Here is a 13,300-nt window from a genome sequence, read left to right on the forward strand (position 1 = left end):
TTTTTCAGCCAACTTTTTGGGGTTGTTTCAGTGCACGCCAGCGTCCTTGATTGCTACGTTATCAGTAGCAGCCGGCGCTGATGAAATAAGGGGTGTCACGGGAATCCAAAAGGTGAAACGGCACCCCACCACCTCGTCGCCATTGTAGAGGTTCCCGGCGTCCATCCTGCCCTGGTGCGACTCGACAATGCTGCGACACAATTTCAGGCCAATGCCCATGCCCTCGGCCTTGGTCGAATAAAACGCTTCGTATAGCCGCGGCATGACCTCCGGCGACAGGCCGTGCCCGGTGTCAAGCACCGAAAACTCCACCACGTTCTGGCCTTCCATCTGTTTGGGAACCACGCGCAGTTCCACACTGCGGCGGGCTGTGGGCAGGTGCGCGTGGGCGATCGATTCAGCCGCATTTTTCATCAGATTGATGAGCACCTGCTCGATCAGGATAGGGTCCACCATGATTTGGGGCAGCCGGGCTGCGATGTAGTGGCTCAGCCGCACATGATGGCGCTTGAGTTCAATGTCGGCCAGCTCCATGGCGTTGCTGACCAGGGTGGCCACATCGGCCGGCGTGCGGTTGGGCTCGCTGCGTTTTACAAACGCGCGAATGCGCTGGATGATCTGCCCGGCACGATGCGCCTGCCTGGCGGTTTTTTCTAGTGCCACCAGCAGGTCTTCGTTGCTGATTTGCTGGCTCTTGATGCGCGACACCATGCCATTGCAATAGTTGTTGATGGCCGTCAGCGGCTGGTTCAGTTCGTGGGCCACGCTGGACGCCATTTCGCCCATGGTGATAAGGCGGCTTGCCGTCTGGGCGCGTTCGTTTTGTTGGGCCGCTTGTTCCTCGGCATGCCGGCGCGGCGTAATGTCGGTGGCAATCACCATCTGCGCCAGGCGGCCGTCCACCCAAGTGAGATAGCGCGAACGCACTTCCAGCCATTTGCCCAGTTCGGGCACGAAAATCTCGGCGTTCTCCGACTGGGCCGCGGTCAGCCCGTCGGTGGGAAGACCGGCCAGACCGTCCACTGCGTCGAGGGCATCGTCGGTAGGCGCGGTGCTTGGCACGCCCGCCTGGGCAATCAGGTTCATATGGCCGTCCGCATCGCCGGCAAACCAGGAGCGGTACAGCCGATTGGCAAACAGCAGCTCAACGCTGCCGAGCGGCGCGACGGAAACCGCCGCATCCAGGCCCTCCAGCACCGTCGTGAAACGTTCATAGGAAGCGGACAACTCTTCCCGAATGCGTTTGGGCTCGGTGATGTCGGTCATCGACGTCATCCAGCCAGTTTGCCGCCCGCGCGGATCAATCAGCGGCGACACATACATGCGGGCGTCAAAGAGCTGGCCGTTCTTGCGCTTGACCCGGATCTCGAAGCCGCCCGGCGGTGTTCTGCCGTGCAGTTCGTCATCCAGCCGCGCCTTCATGGTCTCAAACTCCGACTCGGGCCAATGGGGGAAGGGCGGGGTACAGCCCACCAGCTCGGCTTCCGTCAGGCCGGTCATCTGGCAGAAGGCCGGGTTGACATAGGTGATGCGCCCTAGCAAGTCAAGTGCGCGCATGCCGGTCAGCATGGAGTTTTCCATCGCGCGGCGAAAATTGGTCTCGGAGATCAGGGCCTGCTGGGCCTGCACCCGGCGGCGCGTGTGACGCCAAGTGCCCAGCAGCATCCAGACGGTGAGTGCGCTCAGGGCGCTGACCAGCCAGAAAAAGCCGCTGCCCACCACGCCCAGCGATGCGCGGTAGCCTTCGGCGCGTATCAGCAAGCCATTGCCCACCGGGGAAACCGGGATCTCGTACTCGGCGGCATTGCTTGACCAGGGCAGCAGGTGGGCTGCGCGGTTGCGCGGTGGCGGCAGGTTGCCTGCCAACACTTGGTTTTTGTCATCGATCAGCGTCACCGCATATTTGGCAGTGACTTCGGTCGGCACGCCAAAACGCAGCAGGCCGTCGATAGAGAACTCACCCATGATGACGCCGGCGAATTTTCCCTGGTCATCGAGCGGCACCTGCAATTGCAGTGTCGGGGCGTTGTAGCCGCTGGCCTCTTTGGTCACCAGCGGGCGGGAATAAACGGGCTGGCGCAGTTCCCGCGCCAGGTCATAGGTGCCGTCGGTCTCGCCCACCTTAAGTAGGTCGCCCTTGGCACGTATCTGGCTGGCATGCGCGCTGGGCGATACGTAGGTGACCCGTATGCGCCGCCTGCTGTCGACCCAGCTCACTGCCATCAGCTCCGGGTACTGATTGACCAAGGCCTCGGCCTGAAGAATGAAGCCCTCCGAGTTGACCTCTTTGTTGGAGACATCCCGGCCAATCCGCATAAGCTGCTCTTGCCGCTCCAGCAGGCGCAAGCGTAGGCGCTGCTGCGCGTACTCCACATCGCGCTTGACGGCTTGCTGCTCACGGTCAATCTCTTCAATGCGCAGGTAGCCGAATGCCGCAATGACAGCGGCCAGAAACAGCACCACGGCCAACAGGGGCCCCAATGTAATGAAGCGGTCTTGCCGGGAAGGCGACTGTTTGCCCCACCAGCGGCGCCATAGAGTCAGGGGCGTGGGGCTGGTCGGCGGGGGGGTAAAAGGGGCTGGCGTGGACATAGAAGAACCTTCTCAGTTTAAGTGAGATAGCCGGTGCAGTGCAGAATGGACCTGCAACTCTTAAGAGCAAAGACGGGGAGCCACCGCGGAGCTTTACGGACAGGGTGGCGGATTTTGTTGTTGTTTGTCTTAGTTCTTATATTGCGTAATATGAAATCAATTTGCACTATTTGAAATTTAAGAAAAATTATGAGAAACTTCGGATCCGAATCTAATTTGCGTTTACAAGACGTTTTAGGCCCCGGTTAAACACAGGCTGGTTCGCGACCACTAAAAATGTGGGGTTGCAGTTTATCCAGCGTTACTTAGTTACTCAGGAGACAAAAAATGGCTGCCAATCCCAATGAAGCAAACGAAGCAGGTGCCCCCAAGTTGCCCGCTGCTGCCAACGATGCGTTGGACAAAGACACGCAGGAAACCCGGGAGTGGATGGATGCGCTGTCGGCGGTGATTGAAAGTGAAGGCCCCGAGCGCGCCCACTTTCTGCTCGAGCAACTGCTCGAGCATGCCCGTCAGAAAAGCATCGACATGCCGTTTTCCGCCAATACCGGCTATGTCAACACCATCGAGGCCGATCAGGAAGAACGCTCTCCCGGCAACCTTGAAATTGAAGCGCGCCTGCGTGCCTACATGCGCTGGAACGCCATGGCCATGGTGGTCAAGGCCAACCGGCTGCACCCGGCCGATGGCGGCGACCTGGGCGGCCATATCGGCTCGTTTGCCTCGCTGGCCAGCCTGTTTGGCGCGGGCTTCAACCATTTCTGGCATGCAGAGAGTGCTGAACCGGGAAAAGAACACGGCGGCGATTGCCTCTTCATCCAGGGCCATGTGTCGCCCGGGGTTTACGCCCGCGCCTACCTTGAGGGCCGCCTGACCGAAGAGCAGTTGCTCAACTTCCGCCAGGAAGTCGACGGCAAGGGCCTATCCAGCTATCCGCATCCCAAGCTGATGCCTGAGTTCTGGCAATTTTCTACGGTGTCCATGGGCCTGGGCCCGCTGATGGCGATTTACCAGGCGCGTTTCCTTAAATATTTGCACGCTCGTGGCATTGCCAATACCGAAAATCGCAAGGTCTGGGTGTTTTGCGGCGACGGTGAAATGGACGAGGTGGAATCGATGGGCGCGATCGGCCTGGCCGCACGTGAAAAACTCGACAACCTGGTGTTCGTCATCAACTGCAATTTGCAGCGGCTCGACGGCCCGGTACGTGGTAATGGCAAGATCGTGCAGGAGCTTGAAGGCGACTTCCGCGGTGCCGGCTGGAACGTCATCAAGCTGCTCTGGGGCGGCACCTGGGATCCGCTGCTGGCCAGAGACAAGGACGGCGCGCTGCGCAAGGTCATGATGGACACGCTGGACGGCGATTACCAGGCCATGAAGGCCAACGATGGCGCCTACGTGCGCAAGCACTTCTTTGGCCAGAACCCCAAGACGCTGGAGATGGTTGCCAAGATGAGCGACGACGACATCTGGAACCTGCGCCGCGGTGGCCACGACTCGAAAAAGGTTTATGCGGCCTTTCACGCCGCCGTCAACCACAAGGGCCAGCCCACCGTGTTGTTGATCAAGACCGTCAAGGGCTTTGGAATGGGGAAAATTGGCGAGGGCAAGAACAATGTTCACCAGACCAAGAAGCTTGGCGACGAGGACATCAAGGCCTTCCGTGACCGTTTCAACATTCCGATTCCGGACAGCCAGCTGGCCAGTATTCCCTTCTACAAACCAGCCGACGACACCCCTGAGATGAAGTACCTGCACGAGCGTCGCAAGGCCCTGGGCGGCTACCTGCCGCATCGCCGTACCAAGGCCGACGAGAGCTTTACCGTACCAGCTCTTGAAATCTTCAAATCCGTGATTGAGCCCACCGCCGAAGGCCGCGAAATATCAACCACGCAGGCCTACGTGCGCTTTCTCACGCAGCTGCTGCGCGATCAGGCACTCGGCCCGCGCGTCGTGCCCATCCTGGTGGACGAGGCCCGCACCTTCGGCATGGAAGGTCTGTTCCGCCAGATCGGCATTTACAACCCCGATGGCCAGAAATACACGCCGGTCGATAAAGACCAGGTGATGTACTACAAGGAAGACAAGAAAGGCCAGATCCTGCAGGAAGGCATCAACGAGGCCGGCGGCATGAGCAGCTGGATTGCTGCGGCCACTTCATACAGCACCAACAACCGGATCATGATCCCGTTCTACGTGTACTACTCGATGTTCGGTTTTCAGCGTGTCGGCGATCTGGCCTGGGCGGCCGGCGACATGCTGGCGCGCGGCTTCCTGCTGGGCGGCACCTCGGGCCGCACCACGCTCAACGGCGAGGGCCTGCAGCACGAAGACGGCCACAGCCACATCATGGCCGGCACGATTCCCAACTGCGTCAGCTACGACCCGACCTTCGCGCATGAAGTTGGCGTCATCCTGCACCACGGCCTCAAGCGCATGGTGGAAAAGCAGGACAACGTTTATTTCTACATCACGCTGCTCAATGAAAACTATGCCATGCCGGGTCTCAAGGCCGGCACCGAAGAGCAGATCATCAAGGGCATGTACCTCTGCAAGGAGGGCGCCGCTTTGCCAAAAAGCCGATCCAGCGCCGTCACGCCGTGCGTGCAGCTGCTGGGCTCGGGCTCCATTCTGCGTGAATCCATTGCGGCGCAAGACCTGCTGGAAAAAGAGTGGGGCGTGACCGCCAACGTCTGGAGCTGCCCCAGCTTCAATGAGCTGGCCAGAGACGGCCAAGACGCCGAGCGCTGGAGCCTGCTGCATCCGTTGGAGGCGCCGCGCGTGCCTTTCGTCGGCCAGCAGCTTGAAAAGCACAGCGGCCCGGTGGTGGCGTCGACCGACTACATGAAAGCCTATGCCGAGCAGATTCGATCCTTCATTCCAAAAGGGCGCACCTACAAAGTATTGGGCACCGACGGCTTTGGCCGCAGCGACTTCCGCAGCAAGCTGCGCGAGCATTTTGAAATCAACCGCCATTACATAGTGGTGGCGGCGCTGAAGGCCCTCAGCGAAGAGGGCACGGTGCCGGTCGCCAAAGTCGCCGAAGCGATTCAGAAATACGGCATCAATGCCGACAAGATCAACCCTCTTTACGCTTGAGCGTCAACCTGAACTGAAGCTTGCGCTAAAAACAAAACGCACCAGGAGAAAAACAACATGGCATTGGTAGACATTCAAGTTCCCGACATCGGGGATTTCGACGAAGTAACGGTCATTGAGCTGCTGGTCAAACCCGGCGACAGCGTCAAGGCCGAGCAATCGCTGATCACCGTGGAGTCCGACAAGGCTTCGATGGAAATTCCGTCCAGCCACGCCGGTGTGGTCAAGGAACTCAGGGTCAAGCTTGACGACAAGGTCAAGCAAGGCTCGGTCGTGTTGACGCTGGAAGTCGCCGGCGCCGCAGAATCCGGGTCAAATCAGGCTGCAGCGCCCGCTGCGCCTGCGCAAGCTGCTATTAAAAAAGAAGCAGTTGCCACGCCTGCAGTGGCCGCTCCTGCCGCTCCTGCCGCTGCGTCGACGGCGGCCGGCCCCATCGAAGTGCGCGTGCCTGACATTGGCGATTTCAAGGATGTCTCCGTGATCGAGGTGCTGGTCAAGGTGGGCGACAGCATCAAGGCCGAGCAATCGCTGATCACGGTGGAGTCCGACAAGGCCTCGATGGAAATCCCGTCATCGGCCGCCGGTGTGCTCAAGGAACTCAAGGTCAAGCTCGGTGATGTGGTCAATATCGGTGACCTGCTGGCCATGCTGGAAGGTTCGGCGACAGCTGCCGCTGCACCGGCAGTCGCCGCCGCAGCGCCATCGGCCGCAGCCGCGCCGGCTGCTGTCCCCGCCGTCGCCGCCGCCGCCGCCGACCCTGCCGCAGCGGCCGTTGCCGTCCCCGCGCATGAACCCACCGCGCCGCCACCGCAGGGCGGTTTCCCGCACGCCTCGCCGTCGGTGCGCAAGTTTGCCCGCGAGCTCGGCGTGCCGCTGGCCGAAGTCAAAGGCAGCGGCCCTAAAGGGCGCATCACGCAAGACGACGTGCAGGCCTTCACCAAGTCGGTGATGGCGGGCGCCACCCGCACCCAGGCACAAGCGGCCCAGGCGCCAGCGGCGTCGGGGGGTGGCGCTGGGGCAGGTTTCGACTTGCTGCCATGGCCCAAGGTCGATTTCACCAAATTCGGCCCAGTCGAGCGTCAGCCACTGTCGCGCATCAAGAAGATCAGCGGCGCCAATTTGCACCGCAACTGGGTGATGATTCCGCATGTCTGCAACCACGACGATGCCGACATCACCGAACTGGAAGCGTTCCGTGTGCAGATGAATAAGGAAAACGAGAAGGCCGGCATCAAGCTCACCATGCTGGCCTTCCTGATCAAGGCCTCGGTGGCTGCGCTGAAGAAGTTTCCCCAGTTCAACGCCTCGCTCGATGGCGACCAGCTGGTGTTCAAGCAGTATTACCACGTGGCGTTTGCCGCTGACACGCCCAATGGCCTGGTGGTGCCCGTCATCAAGGACGCCGACAAAAAAGGCGTGCTGCAAATCTCGCAAGAGATGGGCGAACTCGCCAAGAAGGCGCGCGACGGCAAGCTGAGCCCGGCCGACATGCAGGGCGCCGGCTTTACCATTTCGTCGCTGGGCGGCATTGGCGGGCGTTACTTCACGCCCATCATCAATGCGCCCGAGGTGGCCATATTGGGTGTCTGTAAAAGCCAGATCGAACCGGTGTGGGACGGCAAGGCATTCCAGCCGCGGCTGATCCTGCCGCTTTCGTTGAGCTGGGATCACCGCGTGATTGACGGCGCCGCCGCAGCGCGTTTCAACGCTTACCTGGGCCAGATCCTCGCAGACTTTCGCCGCACCATGCTATGATCCCCACGCTTTTTGCTGCGTGTGGTGCTCTGCCTTCCGAGGGAGCGAGCTTTTGCTTGGGGACGCCGCTGCTTCCCGTTCTTCATGGTGCGGGCTCCAGCCTATGACAACGCTGGTAGTCGTAAAAAAGGCCGGCCAGGTGGCGATCGCCGCTGACACGCTGGTGACTTTTGGTGATACCAGTTTGAGCCACCGTTTTGAGGCCAACAGCAAAGTGTTCAAAGTCGACACGCCCGCCGGCCTGAGCTATGTTGGTATGGCCGGCACGGTGGCGCACTTTCCCGTTCTGCGCAAGGCCATGGCGGCGCTCCCGAAAGAGCAACTCAAGCTGGGCAGCCGCGACGAGGTGTTCGACACCTTTGTCAAGCTGCACCCCCTGCTCAAGGAAACGTTTTTCCTGCAGACCAAGGAAGACGACAACGACCCGTATGAGTCCAGCCAGTTCAGCGTGGTGATTGCCAATGCCAGCGGTATTTTTGGCCTGTACAGCTACCGCGAAGTCTTTGAGTTCAAGGAGTTCTGGGGTATTGGCTCGGGTCGCAGTTTTGCCCTCGGCGCCATGCACGCCTGCTGGGACAAGGCAAAAACGGCCAGAGAAGTGGCCATGACCGGCCTGCATGCCGGTTGCGAGTTCGACAAAAATTCGGCGGCGCCGATTGAAATATTTACCCTCAAAATGAAAGCCTCCAAATGAGCGCTCCCGCGAATCTGATCGATATCAAAGTGCCGGACATCGGCGATTTTGACGAAGTGTCCGTCATTGAAGTGCTGGTCAAGGCCGGCGATACCATCCGGGCCGAGCAAAGCCTGATCACCGTCGAAAGCGACAAGGCGTCGATGGAAATTCCGTCATCGCAGGGCGGCGTGGTCAAAGAGCTCAGGGTCAAACTGGGCGACATGGTCAAGCAGGGCTCCGTCGTGTTGACGCTTGAAGTTGCAGGTGCTGCAACAGTGGCCCCGGCCCCGGCTCAGGAGCAAAAGCAGGCTGCAGCCCAGTCCCTACCTGCGCAATCAGCTATAAAAACAGTAGCAAACACTGCAGCGGTACCGACCCCGGCAGCCGCAAGTTTCAGCGGCACGGCCGACCTGGACTGCGACCTGCTGGTGCTGGGCGCAGGTCCGGGCGGCTATTCGGCCGCCTTTCGCGCGGCCGATCTCGGCCTGAAAGTCGTGCTGGTTGAGCGCTATGCCAGGCTGGGCGGTGTCTGCCTGAACGTAGGCTGCATTCCTTCCAAGGCGCTGCTGCATGTGGCGGCGGTAATGGACGAGGTTAAGCACTTTGATAGCCTGGGCGTGACCTTTGGCGAACCCACGCTGGATATCAACAAACTGCGCACGCACAAGGAAAATGTCGTTGGCAAGCTGACCGGCGGTCTGGCAGCCATGGCCAAGATGCGCAAGGTCACCATCGTGCGCGGCTACGGTGCTTTTGTAGGCGCCAACCATGTAGAAGTGGAAGAGACCAGCGGCACCGCGCAGGAAAAGACCGGCAAAAAGCAAACCATCGCCTTCAAGAACTGCATCATCGCGGCCGGCTCGCAGGCGGTGCGCCTGCCCTTCATGCCGGAAGACCCGCGCGTGGTCGATTCGACCGGCGCGCTAGACCTGCAAAGTGTTCCCAAGCGCATGCTGATTCTGGGTGGCGGCATCATCGGCCTAGAAATGGGCACGGTGTATTCCTCGCTGGGCGCGCGGCTCGATGTCGTTGAAATGCTCGACGGCCTGATGCAGGGCGCCGACCGCGACCTCGTCAAGATCTGGCAGAAGCTGAACGCGCCGCGTTTTGACAACATCATGCTCAAGACCAAGACCGTAGCCGCCAAAGCCACGGCGGCTGGCATCGAAGTGACGTTTGCGGCGGCAGAAGAGGGCGGCAGTGCCCCCGCGCCACAGACTTACGATCTGGTGTTGCAGGCCGTTGGCCGCACACCGAACGGCAAGAAGATCGCCGCCGACAAAGCTGGCGTGACCGTGACGGACCGCGGCTTCATCAAGGTGGACATCCAGATGCGCACCAACGTGCCGCATATTTTCGCCATCGGCGACATCGTCGGCCAGCCCATGCTGGCGCACAAGGCGGTGCACGAGGCGCATGTGGCTGCCGAAGTGATTGCCGGCGAGTTGCAGGGCAACAAGGAACTGGCCAGCGCAGCCTTCAATGCCCGCGTGATTCCCAGCGTCGCCTACACCGACCCCGAAATCGCCTGGGTCGGCCTGACCGAAGACACGGCGAAAGCCCAAGGCATCAAGGTCAAAAAAGGGCTGTTCCCGTGGACGGCATCGGGTCGCGCCATCGCCAATGGCCGCGACGAAGGCGTCACCAAGCTGCTGTTTGACGACAGCCCGGAGGCGCACGGCCACGGCAAGATTCTTGGCGGCGGCATCGTCGGTACGCACGCCGGAGACTTCATTGGCGAGATCGCACTGGCGATTGAGATGGGCGCCGATGCCGTCGACATCGGCAAGACCATTCACCCGCACCCCACGCTAGGCGAAAGCATCGGCATGGCGGCGGAAGTGGCGCACGGCAGCTGTACCGACTTGCCGCCTGCGCGCAAATAAGCAAGTAGCGACGTTTTGCAAAAAGCCCGGCCTCTGAGATGCCGGGCTTTTTGCTGTCTGAGTGCCAGCGTGGGCATCCATTAATATTGGATTGGCACACCGTCAGCGGCTATGCCTGCGGCCCGTGATCAGCTTGCCGTGATCTCAGGTGGAGGCGTCGGCAAGGTCATCTCGATGGTCGAGCCGGTCAATGACAGCTGCCCACCGATACTCACCACCCGGCGCCGTGCCGACTCGAAGCGGGAATCTGGAAACGCGTCGGCAAGTACCAATACACCATCGACGGCGGCTGATTCGCAACCGATGCGAATCACAACGTCTTCTCCGCGTACCCTGGTTTCGACCAGGATTCGCGGTGGCAATGGGTGGTGCGCCGATTTGCCTTCCGCGCACGCCTGCAATAGATTCATCAGCGCCTCGGTCAGATGATCTGGAATAACCAGCCGAGCAGGCAATTGGTGATCCGGCTGGAACTCGATGTGGATTGCACTGAAGCGGGGATCGAAGCTCAGGAAATCGCAGACCGCCTTCACCATCTGATTGACATCGACCAGTTCGGGCGACGCATTGCGGACCGCCGCGAAGTCGGCGATCTGGCGCATCATGCCCGCGATGCGCTGTGTTTGCTCCAGGATCGATTTTGGCTGACAAGCGATGCAGCCGCTGTTTGCCTGCTCGGTGGCCATCTGCTCGGCTAACGCGGCAATCGTTGCCAGCGGGTTGCCGACCTCGTGCGCGACGTTGGCTGCCATGGTGGCCAGCGCTGCCATTTTTTCTTTAAACCATCGCTCCTCGCGCAGAATTGACAGCTCTTGCGCACGCGCCTGTACATCGATGATGCGCTGGCCGTTGCGCACCAGGACCAGCAGCGCGACATACAGCAATGCCAGCAATGCGCCCATGATCAGAAGAAATTGCTCGGAGCTCGTATCGACCTGGTGCTGGTTTTTTTTGGAGGCTTGCTCAACCCTTGCCAGATTTTCGGCAGTCAGATCCGCAATCTTGGTTGACGCGCTCTCGATCTGTTTAAGGATAGGCGTGACGTCCGAATAGATCTCGAACACGCCGATGACCTCGCCATTGCCACCCCGCTTTGGAATGTAGCTAGAAATCATGTCGCGGTTCTCGACCACGCCTTCGAAGGCGCTGAAGCGGTCGCGATGGGTCAGCTCGCTTGCAGCCCGGCCGCTCACTGCGGATTGCCAGCCGCCGTTGTCGGCCTTGTCTTCGCCGATCTGCCGGTGCTCCGAGGAATAGACCGTAACCCCGCGCAGATCGAACACCTTGATCTTGAATACAGTGCTCTTGCGCATCGTCGCATGCACCTTGGCATCCAATTTTGCGAATCCCGGCAGCACCATGATCTGGCGGCCCACCTCGGCAAAGCATGCCAGGCGCGCGTCTGGCTGAGTGGTGGCTTGAGGCGCGGCGATCGCGCGGCAGTAGTCAATCGGGATCTGCCGCGCCTGGGCAATGAAGGGTGCGAAGTCGGCGTCCCACAGCATATTTGAAAACACATGGGTCAAATTGACGTGGCTGGCTTGGTGCAGCATCAGCAAGTCGTCGCGCGCGGTCGCCTTTTGCTGGCGCATGAACTCTGTTTGCACTTGCGCGAAGAAAATGTTTTGCTCGCGCTGTACTTTCTCGAAGAATTTGCCTTCCATCTGCTGGAGGAAATACAGCGCCAATGCGACAGCCGTAAAGGCGACAAGGCTGGTTAACGTGAAGTAGTGCATCAGGCGGAACCCGCCTGCCCGAGAGCCATTTTTCTCAGCCATAAGGTCCGGTTGCCCAATCGTTTGTGTCGCGAGCTTGTTCATGCGCGTTATTTTCTATCAGGTACATAACGAAGCAGTCCTTGCCACAATGTACTCCACAGAATGCACAATTGGCGAAAAAAAAGCGCCTCAGGCCACGTAAGACGGGCGTGAGGCGCTTTGTTTTTTATAGCAGATCTGATGGTCTGCCTTAAGCAAATAGAACTATTCCATTTCAGATCATCCGTGCACTTTGGCGGTTTCTAGCCGTACGTCTGTCGCCGCTTTGCGTTCACGTTCACCTTCACCTTCACGAATGATCTAGTAACGGAATAACCGATCAATACTTGATCTTGATTTTGTCGAGTTGGTCTTTGGTGACGGCGGCCACATCCTTGCGCTTTTCCCAGCGATTGAGGTTCCAGGCGCCTTCTCCAACCCAGGCTTTGAATATCTTCAGGTTTGCGGCACGCTCGGCGTCCGTCGAGCCGAGATTTTGATACATATTGCCTGGTTTTCCGCCAGCGTTGGGGCTGGTTCCATCGTCTAGCCGGCGCATCAAGGCACCGGTATCAGGCCAGGCGACAAAGGCGATAAAGCGTTCGTACGTGTCCATGCGCGGTCCCTTTAATTTGGCCTCAAACCCCTTTTCGTCGAGCAGGAAATCAGCGCGCTCAGGCGCCGAATCATTGTGACAAACACTGCATTTGGCGTGCCACAGGGGTGCAATGTCTTTGCGAAAAGTGATTTCTTGGGCGGAGGCACTGCCGGCCCCCAGAAGAAAAATTACCAGGGCTAAAGCGAGTTTTCTGTTCATAACTAATTTACTTAAGATGGTGTGAACGCAAGAAGCTGAATCTTCTTCTACGTCATACATTGCTCCAATATATGTTCATCCCGGTCGTTTCACCGTACGCCAGCGCACAGAGGCCGACCGGTCACCGCCGCGCTCTGCATGGCGCGGGGCGGCGGTTTTTACAGGGTCTGCGGCTTGCTGCGACTCCACCAGCCGAGAGCCAGCAGAAGAACTGCCATGACGCAGAGGGCTACCAGGGTCACGTCGGGCACGTAGTAGGTGCTGTAGACCTCCCAGCCCAGCAGGCGCAATCCGTCTGAGACGGCCGAGTAGATACCGACCAGATGACCGCCCAGCGTGCCGGTAATGCCCACCAGCAGGCCGCCCAGCAGTGCCAGGCCGGCCATGATCCAGCGCGCCATGCCCTCCCACACCGTTTCACCCCGGCGCCAGCGCGCGAACAGGACAATCGCCCAGAAAGCCACTGTCCAGCTGGCCATCAGCATGTGGTTGCGCCCAAGCGGCGTTGAAGAAATCGTTTCCCATGGCCACACCAGCAGACCGATGCCGAAGGCCACCAGGCCGAAGACAAGCGCAATGGACAGCAGCGGGACAAGAGCCCGATCGATCGCCTTGGCCAGCGCACCGTCGGAAAACGCGCGCAACAAGATAGCCAGAGTCGCTGTCATCCAGAGGGCAATCGGAAAGTGAACAAGAACTACGTGATACGGGGCCATGG

General features: G+C 59.8%; 8 protein-coding genes. 4 read left to right on the forward strand and 4 right to left on the reverse strand.

All coding sequences use genetic code 11. The annotated features are described in order from the left end of the window. Positions 1 to 27: 27 nt before the first annotated feature. Positions 28 to 2,592 (reverse strand): PAS domain S-box protein, encoded by a 2,565-nt coding sequence (locus tag HHJ18_RS13315; RefSeq protein WP_296916010.1) that lies wholly within the window; start codon positions 2,590 to 2,592, stop codon positions 28 to 30. 327 nt (positions 2,593 to 2,919) lie between these two features. Here HHJ18_RS13315 and aceE point away from each other — a divergent pair, with 327 nt between their 5' ends. The 4 genes from aceE (at position 2,920) to lpdA (ending at position 10,008) form a co-directional block, all read left to right on the forward strand. Continuing rightward, positions 2,920 to 5,691, forward strand: coding sequence for a pyruvate dehydrogenase (acetyl-transferring), homodimeric type (gene aceE, locus HHJ18_RS13320; protein ID WP_296916012.1), 2,772 nt, complete (start codon positions 2,920 to 2,922; stop codon positions 5,689 to 5,691). 57 nt (positions 5,692 to 5,748) lie between these two features. Next, a complete protein-coding gene (gene aceF / locus HHJ18_RS13325; protein ID WP_296916013.1) occupies positions 5,749 to 7,446 on the forward strand; it encodes a dihydrolipoyllysine-residue acetyltransferase in 1,698 nt (565 codons plus the stop codon). Positions 7,447 to 7,549: 103 nt separating this feature from the next. Further along, a complete protein-coding gene (locus tag HHJ18_RS13330) occupies positions 7,550 to 8,140 on the forward strand; it encodes an MFS transporter (RefSeq protein ID WP_296916015.1) in 591 nt (196 codons plus the stop codon). Beyond that, the gene (gene lpdA / locus HHJ18_RS13335) at positions 8,137 to 10,008 is read left to right on the forward strand and encodes a dihydrolipoyl dehydrogenase (protein ID WP_296916017.1); all 1,872 of its coding nucleotides are present in this window, start codon (positions 8,137 to 8,139) and stop codon (positions 10,006 to 10,008) included. The genes HHJ18_RS13330 and lpdA overlap by 4 nt, the downstream gene beginning before the upstream one ends. Positions 10,009 to 10,136: 128 nt before the next feature. Here lpdA and HHJ18_RS13340 read toward each other — a convergent pair whose 3' ends face one another. The 3 genes from HHJ18_RS13340 to HHJ18_RS13350 form a co-directional block, all read right to left on the reverse strand. Beyond that, a complete protein-coding gene (locus HHJ18_RS13340) occupies positions 10,137 to 11,828 on the reverse strand; it encodes a hypothetical protein (RefSeq protein WP_296916019.1) in 1,692 nt (563 codons plus the stop codon). Between the two features lie 277 nt (positions 11,829 to 12,105). Next, positions 12,106 to 12,642 (reverse strand): cytochrome C, encoded by a 537-nt coding sequence (locus HHJ18_RS13345; RefSeq protein WP_296916021.1) that lies wholly within the window; start codon positions 12,640 to 12,642, stop codon positions 12,106 to 12,108. Between the two features lie 98 nt (positions 12,643 to 12,740). Continuing rightward, a complete protein-coding gene (locus HHJ18_RS13350; RefSeq protein WP_296916023.1) occupies positions 12,741 to 13,298 on the reverse strand; it encodes a DUF2231 domain-containing protein in 558 nt (185 codons plus the stop codon). Between the last annotated feature and the right edge of the window lie 2 nt (positions 13,299 to 13,300).

Origin of the sequence: Polaromonas sp., from assembly GCF_012927455.1 — a bacterium.
Classification (GTDB): domain Bacteria; phylum Pseudomonadota; class Gammaproteobacteria; order Burkholderiales; family Burkholderiaceae_C; genus Polaromonas.